Source organism: Mesorhizobium loti (genome assembly GCF_003148495.1).
GTDB classification, from domain to species: Bacteria; Pseudomonadota; Alphaproteobacteria; order Rhizobiales; family Rhizobiaceae; genus Mesorhizobium; species Mesorhizobium loti.
Genome location: NZ_QGGH01000002.1, coordinates 110,426 through 128,864 on the forward strand (window position 1 = coordinate 110,426; position 18,439 = coordinate 128,864).

An 18,439-nucleotide genomic window follows, 5' to 3' on the forward strand; every position below is an offset into this window, starting at 1 on the left:
ATGAGCAAGGTCAGGGACAAGATCGACGGCGTGGTGATCGGCGCCTTCCTGGGATTCGGGGAGGAGTCCCCGTTGGTCGTTTTTCCCGGCAATCCGGAGAAGACGGCGTTGCCAGCGCGCAGCCTGTGCGAGTTGTCGTCGGACATGATCGGCTGCGAGGTGGCCTTGCTGTTTCAGGAAGGTGACCCGCGCCGGCCTCTGATTGTCGGCCGGATCGTCGAGCCCAACCGCCCCAAAGCGACTCCACACGTGATCCGGGATGAACAGCGTGTGCAGATCACCGCCGAGGATCGCCTGGAATTGCGATGCGGCAAGGCGACGATCCTGATGGAGGCAGACGGCCGCATCACCATTCGTGGCGCTCACATCACCAGTCATGCCAGTGGTGCGCAACGCATTCGCGGCGGCTCGATCAACCTGAACTGATGCGAACGTCGTCGAAGGCAGAAGGGGAACGCCCGGTTCGCATCGCGACGGAGGTCGTGCGCCAACATGCGGAACTCGTCGCCTTCCTGTGGGCGCAGCGTGACAGCTGGTCCGCCGAGGATCCGCCCGACGCCAAGGTCATCGCCCAGATCGACGAGCGGCTGGAGACAAACCTCGACGGCCTGCGCATCGCGGGCACTGCTACATGGCCATTTCTGATCGCGCAGCACGAGAATTTTCCGGAGAAAGGCGAGCTGTTCGCCTTCGCTTGGATGGCACTGGAACTGGCTGATGGCGGGAAGGTGGCACAAGCGGTCGAGTTCGGGAGCCTGACGGCCGATGATGCCAAAGGCTTGGTCGGCGCGCTTGCGTGGCACAAGCCGGCGGCGATCGGGCCTTTTGTGCGCGAGTGGATCGGTAGCCAGGATGCCTTCACCCGCTTCCTCGGCGTCTCGTCATGCATTGTGCACAATGTCGACCCGGGCGCGACTTTGGCCCGGCTGGTCAAAGACAACGATTCAAGGGTGCGGGCTGCCGCCTTGCGTCTCGCAGGTCAACTTCGACGTTTCGATCTGGGGCGGGATGTCCAATCTGCGCTGGAACACGGGGATGAACGCGTCCGCCTATGGGCCTCATGGGCACTCGTCGAACTGGGGTCCGGCGATCTTACGCGCCAGGAACTCAGGAAAATCGCAACCGCCGCCGGACCCCACGCCATGGTTGCGATGCGTGCGCTGGTCAAAGCCGGGCCGCACAAGGACATCCGCGCGTGGATGGGCGGGCTGATGAGGACATTACCGACGGCGCCGCTTGCGGTGCGTGGTATCGGTATGCTGGGCGATAGGTCCGTTCTGGCCTGGCTCATCGAGCGTATGCGCGAGCCCCATGTGGCGGTAGCGGCCTGCACGGCGTTTTTGGAGCTTTATCCCGAAGCCAGGGAAGAGACGAAGTTGTTCACCGTCGATCCGATGGAACTGGGATCGGCCTTCGCGAAGCACTTCGAGGATGACGTGGTACGGCTCGCATTGCCGGATAAGGTGAAGACGTGGCTGGCGCAGACCGCCACCACACGATCATGAAGGTGGGATCTGCGAACGCGACTGCAGACGTAGGACACCGCAAGGAAAGTGCAGTGCCTAGCTTGGGATCGGGTAATTGAAAAAGTAACGTTGCCCAACCTGATACTTGTTCAGATCTTCACGATCGAAGAAGCCTTCGAGAACAGCGCTTGCCTGGATGCGCCTTAATCGGCCGAGTTCGTCAAAAAAACCGGAGCAATCAGTGCCAGTCGCTGCCTCGAAAATCATCTTTCCACGAAAGAAGCGCTCCCCGTATTCTGGTTCCGCCTCGATCTGCTCAAGCAGCCTTCGTGCTGTGGCAATGACGCTATAAATCTGCCCCTCGAACACAGGCGGGCGGGAATCGGGCAGTGTTGCAAGAACGGCATCGCGACGTTTGCGAACCACCTGCGAGTAGCGCTCCCTCCCATCCCTGGAGGGCATGTCATCGCCATCGCCGTCATCATCGATCCCGTCGAACACTTCTCCGTTCGTGGGTTCAAGCAGCGAAGAAAGGTCCGCACGGATCTGGTTCAGCGTGTCGAGTTCCTTTGTAGTCATGTAGATGTGGAGCAGTTTGTCCACCGCTCGCAAGTCACAGGACGTGCCAAACAAGACTGCAATGAAGTGGGCGTTCTCCGCTTCACCGCCATTGGCGCTCAGATGTTGGGAAAGATTGACAACGGACTCCCAGGTGCCGGCGTATCCAACGATGTTGATGCACGCACTCCAGAGGAGGTAACCGTCGTTCCTCTGCATGACTTTATGTACGTCCTTGAGGAATTCGAAGTTGCCTTCCCGGCAGGCCAGTATGATCCCCGCGACGACGCTCCAGTCGGACTTGCTGTGGATCAACTCGCGATAATCGAGACTGCCGAGGTCGACGTCCGGCAAATGGAACCCGAGAGCCAGGTCGCTAAGATTCATGGCTTTAGACTCAAGTGAGGCCAAGGGACTGCTCCACTCTACTCATTTCGGTCTCGAAGGTGGTCTGAGCGGTCTCGATATCGGTGCACTCTGGCCCACCCATCGCGCTCTCCGGAACAGTGTTTTTAGGGCTGCTGCATCCCCCACCAAATTTCGGGGTTTTGTGGTTGATTTTTTCTTTCTTGCCAAATTTGACATGCTGGTCGGGCGGCTTCCCGGCGTTCAACTTTCCCTCCCAGTATCGCATCGTTTGCTTGCGCTTGGCTTCCCTGAAATTTTCGGAGCACTTCTGTGCTGGTGTCTTGCCCTTGCCGCCCGGGGTCGCCGGCGGATATCTGGTGCCCGCGGGGATATCGCAATACAGGGCGCAGGGGTCGGTTCGCTCGGGATGGACGTTGTTGCAGGCAGCCGCCGGGTTGGCTTTGGCTGCGGCCCTGGCGGCAGCCTTCTTTGCCAGCAGGTCGTTGGCGGCATTCACCAACGCCCCTTTCATGGAACTGGAATCGGGAATTGCGCCCACTCTCTTGCTCAAGAACCGGTCTTCAGTAACGAGTTTGAACATTCCCCCCTTAGGGTCTTTTTGCCATTCGTGGGCTGCTTCGTCGCAACAAGGACAAATACCCGAATCAAGCTTCTGCTGAAATACAGTGATGGCCATCATCTCAAGCGATGTAAGCGGCGCCGTCGTCGTTCCGCCCGAGGCGTGGTTGCTGGTGGTGATGTCGAAGTGCCGGCAAACGTTCTTGCCCTCGAACTTCACGTCCATGCACCAGGCCTGGAAGTAGGTCTTGCCGGTGATCTGATGTGTGACGACATTCGCGCCGAAGGTGCGCGTCGCCGCCTCGTCGCCTAGCACAGACTCCTGGTAATACGACTCCTGCGCCAGCGCCGCGCCCTTGCCGCCGATCTTCACCGTGGAAGAGCCGCTCTTCAGATTGTTCGAGAACGACGTATCGGGATAAGGAATCGGGATCGGCCCCGCTGGCGGCGATGGTGGTGACATGCATACGTCCGGAAACCGCGCGATCGACTTGTTCATCCCGTTCTCGGCGGCGATCTCCCACTTTCCGGCAAAGACGTTTTTCGTCATCGTCGCTCCGTTACGCCGAAACCACGGCGGCGGCTCGGCCGCCGAACGCCATCGAACTGCCGTGCAGCGCCGCGAATTCGCCGGGAGCATAGCCGCGCTTGAATGCTTGCTCCGCCCAGGCAAATTGAAGCGGGCCAGCCGCCGCTCCACAATCGCCTATGCAGTCGGCGGCATGCCATACAGGCTGTCCTGGACGCGTCTTGCGCATGTTTCGCATCTGCGCCAGCACGAGCTCCTCGAATGCGTAAGATTCGCCTCCGACGTCGCTGAGGCGGAACGCAATTTCGTGCATCTGCACGCCTGCCTCGCCAAGTGCGGCTTTCAATGCCGCGCTGAGGCCATCGGCCCGGAACGGTTCCTCGTTGCTGGCTGTTGCCTTTTCGATGGCCAGGCCCAGCCCTCGCAACCGCAAAGAACCGGCAACGATCGGACGTTTGCTGATGACCAGAATGCAGGCCGCCTCACCGGGGATGAGGCCATCCGTCACTTCGCTCGTCTTCAGTCGCATTTGGCTGTCCAGCCAGCTGAGTGAGCGCGCATCGATCAGGCTGTCGATCGCCATGATGAGGCAGGCTTCCACCTTGCGCTCATTCAGCAGCTTGCGCGCCTGTTCGATCGCGACGAAAGCCGAGATTTGCCCATGCGTGATATGCAAGGAGCGCTCGCCAGCCAGCGGCGCACCGTTTGGCGCCGTCAGTCCGGCCAGGATGCCGTTGATGCGCGCGCCGGGCATATCGGCGTCGCGTGTGCACAGGAGAAACGGCATCTCGCCCCAAGGGAGCAGGGCGGCGGCATTCGCATCGATATGGTCGACGGCCAGTCGAGCCAGTGCCGCAAGACGGCTCCGGCCACGCGTCTCACGCCGAACAGCCTCAACCCTGGCTCCGCGAAGCGGCTGACCGCCGCTGCCCCGATACGACAACTCCTCGAATACCGAGATGCTCGCCCGCATGGCGGCAGCAGCACTTGCCGGCGTGTAGCCGACAGGGCAGACGAGGCTGATGCAGGAAATAGCGGTCATTTCTTTCTGCGCATTCCGGCCAACGCCGCCACAGCCTCCTTCAACCCGGCGTAGTGCGGCTTGCCACTGATCGGCTCCGGCTCCTTCCCCACCTGGACCTGTTGCAGTTTCACAAATTTCCGGGGCAGCTTCGTGCTTACCCGTCCGACCAGAACGATCCTCGCCTCGTGCGGCAGGATGGTCAGGGTATCTGGCGCCACCAGCTTGTGCTCGGTCCTGTCGTCGAACATGAACCGCACCGGAACCGACATCGCCGGTAGCTTCACCTTGAACTTGCCGCTCTCGTTCATGCCCAAGCAGCCGAAGATCATGCCTTCGGAAAGCTTGTCGAGCCACTGATCCGGGGGGGCTGCCTGGAAGTAGCAGTCGTCGAAATCCTGCGGCAACAACGGCAAGACGTTTTCCATCCAATGCTTGTCATAGGTGCCGGCATAGCGCGCCCGTTCCTTGGCAAAGCGGGGCACTGGACCAAAGCCGACCGGGTTGGGCCGGTCGTTCCAGATAGCCATGCGCGATTGCGGATGCTCGACACAGGGCAGCGGTGTGCCGTCAATGTTGCCCTGGCCGACAAGGTAACCGCTTCCGATCGGGTTGACGGCGTCACCGCGATGCTTGGTTGGATCAGGATCGGTTCGGTCGGTGCCGCCGAATGCGAGGTGCCATGCCAGCGGCATTGAGATGAAGGGGTGCGGCCGTGATGCCTGGATGCCGAGCCCACCTCTGAACCAGCGTCTTTGGCCGGTGACCACCGCGCGCTTGTCCAATCCCGGCCCAACCAGGCGCACTTCGATCGCTTCCGCCTGCCTCCCTTTCGGAGCGACCGCCATGGCGTCGAGCAGAACCTCGCATTTCGGTTTGACAGGGGCAAAGTCGGTCTCGACGCGAATGGAGGTGATTTCCGGATCGCCATAATGGGTGTCGGCGTAGACGAAAGGCGACTGCTTCTTGCTGGGCGTGCAGTTGCCGTGTTCATCGACGTCGTACGTCGCCCGGATCACGGCAACACAAAACTTCACGCAATGCTTGTCCTGATAAGGAAAAGTCTCGGCGAGAAACGGTGTCGTGTTCTGGCTGACGAACATCAGATTTGCCCCTGCATCGACCGGGCCTCCCAACTTGCAGTGAGAACTTGTTCCAGCGTCATTTGCGGCGATTGCGGATCGATGTCGAAAATGTCCGAACGGGCCGTCCACATCACCATATCGCTGATGACCTCTTCGCCTGGCTCGACAAGCGGCACCGGCAGTCCGGCGAGCGCGGCATCCAGTTCGTCGGGCGTCAATTCGCCGTTCTGGGCTGCGATGGCCGCCTCTTCGATACTGGAAAACCATGCCTCGGCATCAGCTAGCCCAACGGAAGCTTCAGAAAGCTGGGCGACGATGCTCAAGGGGAATTGCCTGCCGATCCGGTCGGCGCTTTGCACAATGATGCCCGCCGATGCGCCGAAGCAAGCCGGGCCAGCCAGGAAGCGCAGCGCGGTTGTGCTTGGCCAAAATTCCGAGCCGAACAGCGGGACGAGATGCTGCGCCAGCCAGCGGTCCCAGCCGCGAACGAAGTCGCCCCTCAGCCGCCGCGTCACGAAATCGCCGGTGGCGGGCATTTTGCCGTAAAAGCCGGGCAAGGTCATATCTGCGGCGGACATGAGAATTTCTTGAACATCTGGAGGTTGTAGGGGTTCTCGACACTGGCGGCCTTGAGCTCGAAATCGGCCCACATTCCCTTCGTTCCCAGGCGCAGGCTGTAGACATCGGACAGTGACGTGCCGGCGAAACGGCCGTTGCGCAGCATCCTCAGCCACGCCCAGCTGCCGGTCTCGTTAAGCATGATCTCGGGCGAACCGTCGATGGGCTGGAAGGCGAGCGAGATGACTCCCGTGCCGTCCTTGCCGGGCCAGGTCATCGGTTGCGGCCGTGTCGCGTTGTTGAAATAGACGAGGGTCTGGCCATCGAGATTGAGCGTCACGCGCGTGACGTTCGGAGACAGATCTTTCGGTTCGAGCGTGAAGCTCATCACCGGTCCCGTACCACCGGGAAACAGATCGTCGCGGATATGCCTGGCCTGCTCGAACGCCGCCAGCGCCGAAGCATCGAGGCCGAAATCGGCGCGCCATTTCCATGGCTGGCTGGTCGTGTCGACATAGTTGATCAGGTGGTCATTGATGAAACCGTCGATCAGCCCGGCCGGTCCGAACAGCCTGGCGAAATCACGCACATTGACGTCCACCGCGCTGTCGGCACTGAATGGATAGCGGTCGTTCAGCGCAGCCTGGCAGAAAGGCAGTATGTCGGCCCGCCAGATGGCGTTGAGCTCCGAAGTGACCGCCTTCTGAGTCAAATTGCTGGTGTCGCCGGCAATCCCGCCCAGCCAGTTGTTGATCGGGTCGGGCAGGATCTGTGCCTGCCTGGCCACCGCACCCGTCAGTTCGGCAAGGCCACCCTGCTTCTTGATGGCATCCTGCGGATTGGGGTTCGCGGTGACCGTCTGCAGGACGTTCGAAAGCGCGGTCAGCGCGACAACGGCGGCATCCAATGCCGGCGGCTGGCCGTCGACCTCGGCAATGGTGCTCTTGAGCGGTTTGAAATGTTCGGCCACCAGATTGCCGGTCAGGTCCACCTCGCTGGCCGACCCGGCGCGGGGAAGCAGTTTCGCACCGCTTGTCGCCAGCTTGCCGAGCTTGCCAAGCTTGCCGAGCAGTTTGGAGGCGCCCTTGGCAGCCGCCTTGTCGTCGGCGGGCGCCTCGTCGGAGCGCGTCAGTTCGGTCTCCTGGACGACCGCCGTAAGCAGCCGCTTCAGGGCTGAATCGGCACTCGAGAGATCCTTCAGATTTTCGCTGGCGACATTGAGATCGGTCAATGGCGCGAGCCGCATGTCGCGCAGGAAGCTATCCCATTGCGCGATGTAGTCGTCATAGTAGAGCTTCAGAATATCCTCGGACAGCGCTGAGACCGAGGTTTCGGAATTTTCCGAGCAGCCTCCGGCGAAAACCGCACGATCGAGTGCTGCCTGGGCGGCAACATCGTCGATGCGGTCGAGAATGGCGTCGTGGAAGCCGGAATAGGTGAATGCTCCGGAAATGCCGACGCGAAGTGTCTTGTCGGAACGCCGCGCAAACACCTTGCCCCCGTTGGGGCCGGCGAAGTTGGCCGGGATCCAGTCCTTGAGACCGGTCACCTCCGGATCGGCCAGCAACTGCTTGTAGGCGCGCGCCGGCAATGAAATCGTGCACACCGTTTTCAACGCTTCGGCAACCAGGGCCTGGTCGGGCTCGATATAGCTTTCGTCGACCGTCATCCGGCGGATGGCGGCAAGCTGATGCTCTTCGGCATCGGCGGTTGGAAATGGTGCCGCGGCCGCGAATTCGGGCAGGCTGTTCACCCACCAGTTCTGGGCGTAGTCGGGGTCCATCTGCGACAGGCCCGTCATCATGCGATAGGTCTTGAGAGCGCCGAGCATGAAATCCGGATCGCGGATCTGCCGCCACATGGTGGCCTCGAGAAGGGCCACCATGTGCGGCTCAAGTACGTTGCGCAGGGCGTGATCGTAGGTGTCGGTCTGAGCCCGCACCAGTTCCGCCGAGGCCGATGGCCCCAGCAGATCCTGGACCGCGCCCGGCGGTGCTGTCCGGGCATTTGCGACCGCGTCCATCGCTTCGAGCGCGCTGTCGATGGCGGGCTGCTGCACCGATGCCGGATTTGCGGCAACGGAGGTCAGCGGTGTCTGCAGCGCTTCGAACTGGCCTGCCTGGGCCGTGATCGCGTTGCGGTTGTCAAAATAGGACCAGGTGAACAGCCCGCCGGCCAGCACGGCCGCCGCGGCACATGCAGCCGCAGCACCGCGCCAGATCCAGGCCCGGCGGCGTTGCGCCAGCGGGTCGAACGTACCGAGGCCTGCTTCCTTGAAGATGACTTCGGTGAGCAGGTTCTTCAGGAAGAAGCTGCGTTTCTCGACCCTTGGTGCGGGCAGGGCCCGCCGTGGCGGAAGACCGAAGGACGACGACAGCGCCGCGGTCAGCCGGTCGATGGGGGCGCCTTCCTGGGTCGCCGATGTCAGATAGAGGCCGCGCAGCCATGCAGCCTCTTCATACCGGCTTTCGCCGAACATCGCCTCGACCAGCACCTGGATCGGTTCGGACAGGCTTGCCAGTTGGGCGGGAAACCGGAAGATCTCGGCACGGGCGGCGAGTTTTTCCTCATCCTCCAGGCGCGGCACCAGCCGCCGCTCGAGTTCCGTCGCCAGTGTCGAAATTTCTCGTTCGATGGTCTTGGCATCCACGCGCGCATCCAGCGCGAAGGTCGTTCCCCATACCTGCTCGCGCGAGGCGGTGGACAAGCCGCCGAAGAAGGCCTCGAAACCCTTGATCAGATCGGCCTTGGTCAGCATCAGGTAGACCGGAAGGCGGATTTCGAGCCGGTCGTTGAGCTCGGCCAACCGGCGGCGGATCTTGCGGCCGTGCGCCTTGATGGCCTCGTCGCCCTCCGAAAGCACGTCGATCGACAGCGCGACGATCACGCCGTTGAGCGCGCGGCGGCCGCGATGCTTCTTCAAAAGGTCGAGGAAGCCCAGCCATTCCGCCGCGTCGACATCGGGCTGGCTCTCCTGCTGGACATAGCGGCCGGCGGTGTCGATCAGAACCGCGTTCTCGGAAAAGAACCAGTCGCAGTTGCGCGTGCCGCCGACCCCCTGCAGGTCGTCCGTGAGGTCGATCGGAAAATTCAGTCCGGACTGCCGCAAGGCCGTGGTCTTGCCGGTGGCCGGCGGCCCGACGATCACATACCAGGGCATCTCGCGCAGAAACTTGCGTCCGCCCAGCTTGCGGCGCTTCAGTTCGGCCATCACCTCGCCGAATTTAGCACCCACGGCAGCGACGTTTTCTTCACCGGGGCTCAGCGGCTTTTCCAGCGCAGGCGCGGCAATCTCCGCGACGAACATGCGGTTGGCGCGGATCGCCCGGCGCTGGGCGACGATCAGCCAGATCAGCCAGAAGATGACCAGCAGCGCGATGATGACGATGCGCACATTTTCGGAGGCGAACGGTTCGTAGGGACCGACCCTGACGATCGGGCCGAACACCCAGATGACCAGGGAAAGCAGCGTGATGCCGATCAGCGTCCACAGCCAGCGCGATGTCAGGACCGCCCAGAGGAAGCGCAGGATGAACATCTCACAGCCTCTTTTCGACAAGCACCTCGACGCGGCGGTTCAAGGCTCGCCCCTGGCGCGTGCTGTCGCTGGCCACTGGATCGGTGGCCGCGCGGCCCTCGGAATGGACGCGGTCCCGTGGCACTCCGTTCTGGACCAGCATGTCGGCGATCGTCTGCGCGCGAGCCTCGGACAGTCGCTGGTTGGTCGACAGCGGATTGGTCTTCTGCAGAGGAACGCCGTCCGTATGACCGATCACCGTGATGTTGCCGATCAGCTCCTGATTGGCAAGGATCACCTTGGCGATCGAACCGATCAGGGGCTCGAAGCCTTCGGTCAGTTGTGGCCGCGACGACTGGAACAGTTCGGGGTTGGAGGCCTGGATGATCAGCTTGGCCAGCGAGACGCTCTCGGTGCCGCTGAGGGCGGATCTGAGGTCGGCCGGCGCTCCGGCCTGAAATTCCGGCAACAGCGCAAAATCCACTTTCTCCGGTGGCGGGGCCTCGACCTTGGGCGAAGTACGGCTGATGTCGCCGCGTGCCGGCGGTGGCAAGGCGCGCACAAGTGCGGAAAGCTCGACCGCCTGGCTGCTCAGTCCCATCGAGAGCCCGATATGGATTGCCGTGGCAACAACCGCCGCACCGAGCGCCATGACCCAGATCGGAACGATGAAGCGCTGCGGCTCGTCGGATGCGATCACGCCTTTCCAGTTTGGCGACAGCGGCGCGCCTTCGGCGTCGGCATCGCGCAGGAAGCGTGCCGCGGCCACGCGCACGGCGTTGAGCGAGCGGTCGCCTGATCGGCCGGGCACGCGGTATTTGCCGCGAAAGCCGAGCGCCATGCAATCATACTGCAGTTCCAGCAATTCGCGATCGCGGTTGGGATGGCGTTCCAGTTCGTCGAGACGCGTGAAGAACTGCGTGCCGGCATCGACATCGCCGCGCAGCATGACCACAAGCGGCTGCCGCGGCCAGGCGCTGGCGCCGCCCCATGGCGTGTTCAAAGCCAGATCGTCGAGCAACGCAGCCACGACCCAGGCTGCCTGGTCGGCCCGCTCCATCGAGGATCCCGTCGACATTGCCGTGTCGCGTGCCCGGACCAGTTCTTCGAGCAATCGGGTGCGCAACGTTTCCGGATTCTCCGGCGGCAGCGCGCTTTCAAGCTCGGGAGCGAACTCAAGCAAGGGTGCGAATGCGTTGACAAGCGCGTTCGGGTGGGTGCGAGACCGCTTTACCGCCGCGCCCGGCAAGAGTGGCGCCATCGGTCGCGGCATTGGCGCGCCGGTCAATCGTATGCGAGTGCGTTCGCGATCCTCCGACAGTCCGAACGGATCATCGCGGCTCATGATCTCACCTGTTCACCGAATAGCAGTCCACCTGCGGCTCGCTCGGCAACACGCCCGAAACGCCGATGACGAAGCCGGGAGCATCGAGCAGCGACGCCCAGTGCTCGCTTTTCTGGTCCAGCTCGAGGCACAGCCGATCACCATCGTAGGGGATTTCGCGCGGCTGGGAATGAAGCGGTTTCAATGGAATGCCGGGCAAACGCGATTTCCACAGGCCCTCGAACTGGTCGGCCGAGCCGACAGTCGCCTGATTGACGAAGATCTTGCGCAGCGCGTCCTCCGAGAGCTCCGAGCCGACCCGGATGACGATCCGGCTGGCCACCAATAGCTTCGGGTTGTCGATGCGGATTTTCCAGACATTGGTCGAATGCCGCATGACAGGCAGCGCACGCGATTTCGGCTCGATGTAACGCAGGCTGAGGATGAGCGAGCGCAGCGCATCCGCCAGCGCCGAATAGGCGGGGCCTGGCGCCATGTGATCGTAGGCGGGCAACTCGCCCAGCCGCCGCGCGCTCGATCCGTAGGTCGCCATCGAACCGGCGAGCCCGGCAAGTTCCAGGTAAAGCTCGGCCGGATGGAAGACATCCTGCGCCAGCATGTGGGCCAGCCGCGGACGCGCGGCATTGGCGAGATTGAGCATCAGCAGATCTTCGACGCTGCGCCCAGGCCCGCCCATGACCATCTTGCCATGCGCCTCGGCGATCTGGTCGAGGCCCGTGACAACCTCCAGAAGCAATTGCCGATACCAGGCCACCGCGCCGGTGATCAGTGTCGGCGGCAGGAAGGCCTCGTCCACGGAGACGCCGCCATCGGCCCGAACCCCCTTGAGGTCGGCTATCGGCAAGGCTGTGTAGCCACCGACCGACTTGCCGGGTGCAAGCAGCAGCGCCTGCGGACGGGCGATCTCGATTTCTTCAGGGTCTGAACCGCCCTGGACGGCGTCACGCACCGAAACGATCCGTCCGTGATAGCGTGCTCCGGAGGCGGCGGCGTGCGCCGGATCGAAGCCGACACCGCCCGGAGGCTCCAGCGGCAAGGCGACCAGCACCGGCCCGGCGCCCGTGTCTGGGGTGACCAGCAGTGGTCGCGGCGCGTCCATCAAGTCTGGAATGGAGAAAGGTGTCCCGTCCGGAAAGATGCCCCGTGCCGACAGGATCGAGATCTGGCCGGCCTCCAGCAATGCCTGATCCAGCGTCAGTTGCTGAAAGCCGAACGTATGCAGTTGCCCGGCCTGCAACGCGCCGCGCACCGTCGCCTCGAAGAAGCGATCCTGCTGCTGGAAATGCTGGGTCCGGAGAAACAGACCTTCGGACCACAACACCCTGTTTGCATCGCTCATGCCGCTACTCTCTGCATCGAGCTCCCCTTGCCCTGGCCGCTAGGCGGAAATGCCGCCGCTGCCAAGCGTGACATTGATTGTGAACTTTGATCCCGATGACACTGACTTGGTCGTCCGCCAGTTCCTGCCGGTAGGCTCGCGGATCAGTGCAACGAAGCCCAGCGCCGTCGCATCCGGCTCGACCGTGATGGTTTTGGACGCTGATTTTCCCGGCCCGACGGCGATCTGGTCGGATCCGATAAGATCGCCTGCCAGCGCCGAGCCGGCATCGCCCTGCAGGGCAAAATAGTCGGCGGAATTGAATTTGCCGGTGCTGCGCAGCCGCATCACGAGGACCGTCACCGGCCGGTCGCCGCCGCCTGGTCCCGGGTTCATGCCAGCCGCCCCAGTCACATTGATGGTGATCACCGATGGTTTTGGCGGACCGCTCTGGCAAGCTGTAAGCAGCCCGGTTGCGCCCAGGGCGACGATGAATTCGCGTCGATCGATCATGTCTCACTCCTCCTCATATGCATCCCGAAAATCAGCGCCGATTTCACCGAGGAAGCTTTTTTCCGCGCTCTCGGCGATTTCACGGTGGCGTTTCTGGTAAAGCTCCCACAGCTTGGCGCCGCGCCCGCCCGAAAGCAGGGTGCCAATCGCGGAATTCGATTTCAGCTCTTCCTCGATCGCTGCCGGGTCAAAACGGTCAATCATCCGCCGCAAGGCGCCCTGTACGCCCCGCCAGGCGCGCACGTGATGTTGAGCGAGGTCGCGAACCGCGTCGGCGATTGCCGCTTCGCCGGCGAGAAATCCGGCGCTGCGCTCGGCGAGAAGCGTGACGATGGCGTCGTCGACCGTCGGCAGAAACTTGAGCGGATTGACTTCGGAAGCCCCGACCATGGTCTGGGCGACGCGAGCGTTTCCCTTTTCCTCGGCCCGCTTGCGCAGAAGCTGCATCAGGCCTTCCATCATCAGCCGATATTCGCGGCCAAACTTCTCCATTTCCGCAATGCTGTCGCGCCCGGGGAAATCGGCTTCCTCGACACCCATGCCGTGCAGGAATGCGGAGCGAAGCGCCATGTCCTCCAACTGCGACGCTGCCGGCAGGCGGGCGGGTTTGGCAGCGGCACCTGTCCGCGCCGGAGGCGGGACGTCAGCCGCTTGCGCGGGCAAATCCCAGGGATTGGCGGATTGTGGTCGTTGGGCGACGCGCTCGCGCTGTCCGGCCGAGCCGGTGCCGTTTGCCGAGCCGGGCGCCGCGGCTGATCCGAAACCAAAATCATCATTGAAATCGGACGGCTTTCCATGAGCGCGTTCAGCTCCGCGGCTGGGGGGCGGCACGGGGTCGAGGCTGAATGGGTCCGCCTGGTTCGCCGCGCCGCCCGATTCGGGGTGAGGGGCGGCATTTTTCGGCGCCGGCGTTGAAACCGGATCGAGGCTGAACGGGTCATCGAAAGCAGGCGAGCTGCGCTGGCCGGAGGCTGCACGCTCGAACGCACCCGCAACCGGCTGCTCGAACGGGTTCGGCAGATCAGCCGGACGCGGCCGTCGCGGCTCTTCTTCGACCTTGGCGGAAAAGAAGTCGTCGCGGCCGATGCTCACCGGCGCCCGGGATGCCGACGGCAGGCGTTCCGGAGCCGGCTGGCCGGCTGTGGGTGCTTGGGCGGTTGGCGTCTGCAGATCGACATAGATGACGTAGTCGCCCAGTCTCAGCCGCATGCCGCTTTGAAGGCGCGTCGACTTGCCGGCGCCAAGCGGACTGTCAGAGTCGTTTATGAACAGTCCGCTGCTTGACGTATCGGTGACGAAATATCCATCTCGCCCACCCGAGATCCTGCAATGAGCCCGCGAAACGAACATGTCGGGATCGTCGATCTGCCAGCCTGCGTCCGCGCTGCGGCCGATCACCAGCTCGCCCTCGTCCAGCCGGGTCTGCCGTACCGCCTGGGTGCGTGGCCCTTGCTCCAGCGTCAGCAGCAGGCTCATGCCGCGACCCCCGCCATTTCCGGCCGCCATCCGACGATTGTCCGCAGCCGCAGATCGTCAGCATCGCCCCTTTCAATGGGTCGCGCAAGCCAGGCGGTCCGGCCGAGCTGGACCGTTCCGAGACGGGGCGGCGGCACGGCTTCACGCGCCAGCACGATGCGCAGGTCGATGTCGAGCGATTCCCCGACCATGTCGCGAACGGCCTGCTTGAACAGTTTGAGCCGCTGGCCGCCAGGCAGGAACGCCTTGAAGTCCTCGTACCCCAGCGGGCCGACACGGAGTTCGATCCGGCTCTGGCGGTTGAAGACGCGCGGGCCGATCGTCGCCCCCCGACCGAGCCCTGCATAGGCCTTTGCAAGGCGGGTCTGGAGCCCGGTCGGGATGGTTATCCAGGCGGCGATGAACTCCTTGATCTGAACCGGCACCTTGAACGCTTCCGCCAGGAACAGTGTCAGCCGTTCCGGGCCGTCGACCTGGCTGGCGAGCGAAGCTGCCTGGCGAAGCTTCACCGTATCGAGATCGGTGTTCTGGGTGCCGGGAAGTCCGATTCCCGCCATGGCTTCAAGCATGGCGCGAACGCGCCCGCCGACCGCGCGTTCGACCTGTACAGCCGGATGCGCATCCGCCCATGCCCGATAATACAGGGCGATCATGCGGTGCTGCAGGATGTTGACGAAGTCGACGAATGTCGTGTCGCTGGTTTGCCGGGCATCGGCGCCGGTGAACCAGCGCTGCGACAGACGATCGAGCACCCAGCGTGTCAGATGCAGCGGCAGCGGACCTTCGGGTCCCATCAGGCCGAGATTTGCGACAGTGACCCTGGCCGGAGCCTTGTCCTTCGCGTCGCGGAATTCAACCACGTCCCTGGCCGAAAAGCTGAGACGCACATGCTGTCCGAGCCTTGCGGGCTCGCGCTCCGGCGAGCCGGAATAGCCGAACAGCCCGCCCCTCCGTTCGAGCCGGCGCAACAGCTCGAAGAAGTCGAACGTCTCGGACAGCCCCTCGGCCTGGTTCGGGAATGTGTCTAGATCAGGTAGCGATTGCCGGGCGTCATCGGCCATGGCACATCCTCCTGCTTCTGCAGCAGCCGCGTGCGGGTTCGCACAAAGCCGTTTATACCAGCATGACGGGCAAAAAGCCGCGCCAGCAAGGCCGAAAGCAGCAATGTGCTTTGCCCTGCAAGGACCGACTGGTCGACATGCAATGTCACTTCCGTGCCGCGTCCGAAGCACATCGGTCCGTCGATCTGCAGCCGTTCAATGACCGACCGCGAGTCTATGCGAACGATCGAATGCACGTTGCGGGCGAGGCTCGGATCTCCTCGGTCGGCGTAAAGATCAAGCAGCGCATGCAGCGGATCGACGCCGCGACCTTCCTTGGCAAGGCTGAGAAAGTTGAGCGCCAGTTGTGCCACCAGCCGCCAGGCGAGATTGTCGGCGCGGGATTCGCCCGCAGCGCCCAAAGGCAGCGCCGCGGGGATGGCCGGGCGAGGCGGACGCAACGCGCCGAGAAGCCGCACCGTTTCGACCGGGTCGCCGGCCTCCAGCGTCAAAGTGGGATTGTCATCGAGGATCGGCAGATCGCGATTGGTACAAAGCGCCACGATGTCGACACGCTTCAGCGGCCGGTTCGCCGGGCTTTCCAGCGGGCGTGAGATTGCCAGGAAAACATCGTCCCCTGCGTAGGAGGTGCGGGTCAGCCCGTCGCGCCGCTCGTCTTCCGTCGCGCGACGGGGGCGCCGCTCGGTGGAGTAGACCCAGCCACTGCCACGATTCTGACCCAGGCTGAAGAGCTCTGGAATTTCGGCATCGCTGCCACCGGTGTCGGCGTCCTCGACGCGGAGGACCCGATAGATTTCGAAGTCACGCGCCCGCGTTCGGTCGGCATGCAGCACTTGGCGCGTCCTGCGCGGATCAAGCTCGATGACGTTGCACTCACGCTCGAAGAGATTGATGATCGGCGTTGCGAAAAGTTCGAAATCAGCCGGTGTCAGGTCGGCAAGCTCGGGCACTGGACGCCTGAACAGGAAGATGATCTCAAGCCCGGCCGTGCATCGGCGCACGACGGGCTGCAGCCCGGAAACCCGCGCATAGTGAAAGCGCTCGGGCATCATGAAATATTCGCGCAGCAGACGGTACCCCTCGAATGTCGGACGGGTCCGAGGCATCAGGGCTTCTTCGTCACTGATGCCGATCATTTCGGGCTCCGGCAAGGGCGATAGAGGATTGGTCTTGCCTTCCGCGCGTGCGCCAACGGCCGAGCAAGCGCCGAAAATCGCGTCGAAGAGCAGGGGGGCCTTGGTGCGTCCGGCAAAGTAGAGATCAAGCCGGTCGAGCGACAGTTCGTCGAGCCTGCCTTTTCCGGTCCGGGCGAGCACGATGCGGAGCGCCGCCTCGCCGGTCACACCGCCGATCGGCGCTATTCCCGCCGCCGCCAGTGCACTGCGATCCTGAAAATAGCTTACCGAAGTGACCGCTATCGGCCACAGCGTGATGTCCTGGGCGGTGGTGAAGGTGCAGCGCGTCGAAAGGCCGGGCTGCAGGCCGGAGACCAGCCGGGTGTTGCGCTTGACGACATGGCCGGCAACCATCGTCTGGACCTGCTGGCCGGGTTTCAGCACCACCATCGCCGTTGCCGGCGCCGGCGTGACCAGATCGGGATACAGGACATCCAGCACGCTGCGTGAAAACCGCGAGCGCTCGGCGTCGACTTTCAGCCGGGTGCGCGCCGCGAGGAAAGCGACGCCGTCAAGCAACCGCTCGACATACGGATCCGGACACGGCACCGTGTCGAGCGAGAGATTGCGCGCCACCGCCGGATGCAGGTCGGCAAATTCCGCCGCCAGCGCACGGATATGGGTCAGTTCCTCCTCGTAATATTCTACGAAGACCCGATCCATCTCAGGCCTCCCTAAATTCGGTCCGCGCCAAGCCGTTGTCGAGATTGATCGTGGTGCGCAGGCGCATGCGTTCCGGCGTCGGCGTCATGATCAGCACCGCGTCAATCTCGATCTTCAAACCCACGCTCTTGTCGCCAAGCGTCACCGTGACCTTCGTCGTACTTTCCTTGAGGCGTGGCTCGAACGTTGCAAGCACCGAGCGGATCTCGCGCGCCAGAGCTTCGCGATCAAAGTCGCGGGAGGAACGACCCGAGAAGGAGGGCACGCCGTAGTTGATCACGCTTCGGCGCACCTCCGGAAAATCGGCGAGCGACGGCGGGTTGTCCGCTGCCTGCTCGCTTTCGAGATCGGAAAGAAGCGGAACAGCCTCGAAGCGCTCGGTGTTGAACAGGGCCTCGATATCGCGCCGCACGGCCTCCCGGAGCACGCGGGCCGACACGACCACGCCGCGGCTTTCCATCTCCACGCGGTGCTGGGTCTGAAAGGCCAGGCGGTGCAGACGCCGCTTCTGATCGGCCGTCAGCTCCGCATCGGCATCGATGAGCCGCGCGCTGCCCGCAACCAGGCTCTCCAGCCGGTCCGCGCCGAGCTCGTCCTGCAAGGCCTTGCGCAGCCCGTCTATTTCGGAGGTCATGCCCGGCAGGTCGTTTACGAGGCGGTCCCAGAGAGAGGGCTGGACCGCTTCGCGTTTTGCTCGCGAACCAGCGGTAACCTGCAGCTTGTCCGCGTCGGGCCGCCGGCCCTCACTTGCCGACATAGACATCCATTTCGATTTCGTCATTGCCGTCATAGACGAACTTGATCTTCTTGTAGGCGAAGCTGACCTCTTCCTCGATCAGGTCTTCCTCATCCTCGGCCTGCGACATGTCGTATTCCATGATCGAGGCATCGGTGAGCGTGACGACCAGGTAATCCTTGGTCTCGCCATCGATGGTCCGGCGTGCCGAGAACACCACTTCGTCCAGCGCCTTGTTCTCGAACAGTGCCTTCTTCAGATAGGGCGAGGACTTGTCATAGTGCTTGGTGAACTTGATCATGCCCAAGGAAACGCGGCCGCGGCGCGAGAGCGAATTCGGATCGTATGGCGCGACTATCTTGTAATCGACCCCGTGGATTTCGATTTCATCCTCGTGGCCGTCTCGAGCGCTTGGGCCTTTGATATCCGGAACTTTCAGAAAGCCATCAATCTTCGTACCTGTGGGCATTGTCTTTCTCCACCGCTTTCAA

Annotated in this window: 16 protein-coding genes; 2 read left to right on the forward strand and 14 right to left on the reverse strand. The window is 63.1% G+C overall.

The annotated features are described in order from the left end of the window. On the forward strand, nucleotides 1-426 hold the full coding sequence (locus C8D77_RS09095; protein WP_109661603.1) for a DUF6484 domain-containing protein: 426 nt from the start codon (nucleotides 1-3) through the stop codon (nucleotides 424-426). Beyond that, entirely contained in the window at nucleotides 426-1,505 is a 1,080-nt protein-coding gene (locus C8D77_RS09100) for a HEAT repeat domain-containing protein (protein ID WP_109661604.1), read from the forward strand. The genes C8D77_RS09095 and C8D77_RS09100 overlap by 1 nt, the downstream gene beginning before the upstream one ends. Nucleotides 1,506-1,562: 57 nt before the next feature. Here C8D77_RS09100 and C8D77_RS09105 read toward each other — a convergent pair whose 3' ends face one another. Genes C8D77_RS09105 through C8D77_RS09170 form a run of 14 tightly spaced genes read right to left on the reverse strand, consistent with a single transcriptional unit; the run spans nucleotide 1,563 to nucleotide 18,417 of the window. Next, on the reverse strand, nucleotides 1,563-2,435 hold the full coding sequence (locus C8D77_RS09105) for a hypothetical protein (protein WP_109661605.1): 873 nt from the start codon (nucleotides 2,433-2,435) through the stop codon (nucleotides 1,563-1,565). Continuing rightward, nucleotides 2,422-3,501: a PAAR-like domain-containing protein gene (locus C8D77_RS09110; protein ID WP_109661606.1), complete on the reverse strand. Its 1,080-nt coding sequence runs from the start codon at nucleotides 3,499-3,501 to the stop codon at nucleotides 2,422-2,424. Before C8D77_RS09110 ends, C8D77_RS09105 begins: the two co-directional genes overlap by 14 nt. Before the next feature lie 10 nt (nucleotides 3,502-3,511). Continuing rightward, nucleotides 3,512-4,522 (reverse strand): hypothetical protein, encoded by a 1,011-nt coding sequence (locus tag C8D77_RS09115; RefSeq protein ID WP_109661607.1) that lies wholly within the window; start codon nucleotides 4,520-4,522, stop codon nucleotides 3,512-3,514. After that, the gene (locus tag C8D77_RS09120; RefSeq protein ID WP_146211772.1) at nucleotides 4,519-5,715 is read right to left on the reverse strand and encodes a DUF2169 family type VI secretion system accessory protein; all 1,197 of its coding nucleotides are present in this window, start codon (nucleotides 5,713-5,715) and stop codon (nucleotides 4,519-4,521) included. The genes C8D77_RS09115 and C8D77_RS09120 overlap by 4 nt, the downstream gene beginning before the upstream one ends. Next, nucleotides 5,604-6,149 carry a type VI secretion system-associated protein TagF gene (gene tagF / locus C8D77_RS09125; RefSeq protein ID WP_109661609.1) on the reverse strand — a complete coding sequence of 182 codons (546 nt, stop codon included), beginning with the start codon at nucleotides 6,147-6,149 and terminating at the stop codon, nucleotides 5,604-5,606. The genes C8D77_RS09120 and tagF overlap by 112 nt, the downstream gene beginning before the upstream one ends. Then, on the reverse strand, nucleotides 6,146-9,682 hold the full coding sequence (tssM, locus tag C8D77_RS09130) for a type VI secretion system membrane subunit TssM (RefSeq protein WP_109661610.1): 3,537 nt from the start codon (nucleotides 9,680-9,682) through the stop codon (nucleotides 6,146-6,148). Before tssM ends, tagF begins: the two co-directional genes overlap by 4 nt. A gap of 1 nt (nucleotide 9,683) precedes the next feature. Then, entirely contained in the window at nucleotides 9,684-11,006 is a 1,323-nt protein-coding gene (icmH, locus tag C8D77_RS09135) for a type IVB secretion system protein IcmH/DotU (RefSeq protein WP_109661611.1), read from the reverse strand. A gap of 4 nt (nucleotides 11,007-11,010) precedes the next feature. After that, nucleotides 11,011-12,345 (reverse strand): type VI secretion system baseplate subunit TssK, encoded by a 1,335-nt coding sequence (gene tssK, locus C8D77_RS09140; RefSeq protein ID WP_109661612.1) that lies wholly within the window; start codon nucleotides 12,343-12,345, stop codon nucleotides 11,011-11,013. Nucleotides 12,346-12,384: 39 nt separating this feature from the next. Next, nucleotides 12,385-12,837 (reverse strand): type VI secretion system lipoprotein TssJ, encoded by a 453-nt coding sequence (gene tssJ, locus C8D77_RS09145; RefSeq protein WP_109661613.1) that lies wholly within the window; start codon nucleotides 12,835-12,837, stop codon nucleotides 12,385-12,387. A gap of 3 nt (nucleotides 12,838-12,840) precedes the next feature. Next, the gene (gene tagH, locus C8D77_RS09150) at nucleotides 12,841-14,313 is read right to left on the reverse strand and encodes a type VI secretion system-associated FHA domain protein TagH (RefSeq protein WP_109663214.1); all 1,473 of its coding nucleotides are present in this window, start codon (nucleotides 14,311-14,313) and stop codon (nucleotides 12,841-12,843) included. After that, nucleotides 14,310-15,374, reverse strand: a complete 1,065-nt coding sequence (tssG, locus tag C8D77_RS09155; protein ID WP_109661614.1) for a type VI secretion system baseplate subunit TssG — start codon at nucleotides 15,372-15,374, stop codon at nucleotides 14,310-14,312. Before tssG ends, tagH begins: the two co-directional genes overlap by 4 nt. Then, a complete protein-coding gene (gene tssF, locus C8D77_RS09160) occupies nucleotides 15,338-17,212 on the reverse strand; it encodes a type VI secretion system baseplate subunit TssF (protein WP_109661615.1) in 1,875 nt (624 codons plus the stop codon). Before tssF ends, tssG begins: the two co-directional genes overlap by 37 nt. Before the next feature lies 1 nt (nucleotide 17,213). Next, the gene (gene tssE, locus C8D77_RS09165) at nucleotides 17,214-17,969 is read right to left on the reverse strand and encodes a type VI secretion system baseplate subunit TssE (protein WP_109661616.1); all 756 of its coding nucleotides are present in this window, start codon (nucleotides 17,967-17,969) and stop codon (nucleotides 17,214-17,216) included. Continuing rightward, nucleotides 17,956-18,417, reverse strand: coding sequence for an Hcp family type VI secretion system effector (locus C8D77_RS09170; RefSeq protein ID WP_109661618.1), 462 nt, complete (start codon nucleotides 18,415-18,417; stop codon nucleotides 17,956-17,958). Before C8D77_RS09170 ends, tssE begins: the two co-directional genes overlap by 14 nt. Between the last annotated feature and the right edge of the window lie 22 nt (nucleotides 18,418-18,439).

What these genes read in the sequence shown, in the direction of transcription:
- tssJ (WP_109661613.1), bottom strand. Translation starts at nt 12,837, where the DNA reads ATGATCGATCGACGCGAATTCATCGTCGCCCTGGGCGCAACCGGGCTG.
- C8D77_RS09170 (WP_109661618.1), bottom strand. Translation starts at nt 18,417, where the DNA reads ATGCCCACAGGTACGAAGATTGATGGCTTTCTGAAAGTTCCGGATATC.
- C8D77_RS09100 (WP_109661604.1), top strand. Translation starts at nt 426, where the DNA reads ATGCGAACGTCGTCGAAGGCAGAAGGGGAACGCCCGGTTCGCATCGCG.
- icmH (WP_109661611.1), bottom strand. Translation starts at nt 11,006, where the DNA reads ATGAGCCGCGATGATCCGTTCGGACTGTCGGAGGATCGCGAACGCACT.
- C8D77_RS09115 (WP_109661607.1), bottom strand. Translation starts at nt 4,522, where the DNA reads ATGACCGCTATTTCCTGCATCAGCCTCGTCTGCCCTGTCGGCTACACG.
- tssK (WP_109661612.1), bottom strand. Translation starts at nt 12,345, where the DNA reads ATGAGCGATGCAAACAGGGTGTTGTGGTCCGAAGGTCTGTTTCTCCGG.
- C8D77_RS09110 (WP_109661606.1), bottom strand. Translation starts at nt 3,501, where the DNA reads ATGACGAAAAACGTCTTTGCCGGAAAGTGGGAGATCGCCGCCGAGAAC.
- tssG (WP_109661614.1), bottom strand. Translation starts at nt 15,374, where the DNA reads ATGGCCGATGACGCCCGGCAATCGCTACCTGATCTAGACACATTCCCG.
- tssF (WP_109661615.1), bottom strand. Translation starts at nt 17,212, where the DNA reads ATGGATCGGGTCTTCGTAGAATATTACGAGGAGGAACTGACCCATATC.
- tagF (WP_109661609.1), bottom strand. Translation starts at nt 6,149, where the DNA reads ATGACCTTGCCCGGCTTTTACGGCAAAATGCCCGCCACCGGCGATTTC.
- C8D77_RS09095 (WP_109661603.1), top strand. Translation starts at nt 1, where the DNA reads ATGAGCAAGGTCAGGGACAAGATCGACGGCGTGGTGATCGGCGCCTTC.
- tssE (WP_109661616.1), bottom strand. Translation starts at nt 17,969, where the DNA reads ATGTCGGCAAGTGAGGGCCGGCGGCCCGACGCGGACAAGCTGCAGGTT.
- tagH (WP_109663214.1), bottom strand. Translation starts at nt 14,313, where the DNA reads ATGAGCCTGCTGCTGACGCTGGAGCAAGGGCCACGCACCCAGGCGGTA.
- tssM (WP_109661610.1), bottom strand. Translation starts at nt 9,682, where the DNA reads ATGTTCATCCTGCGCTTCCTCTGGGCGGTCCTGACATCGCGCTGGCTG.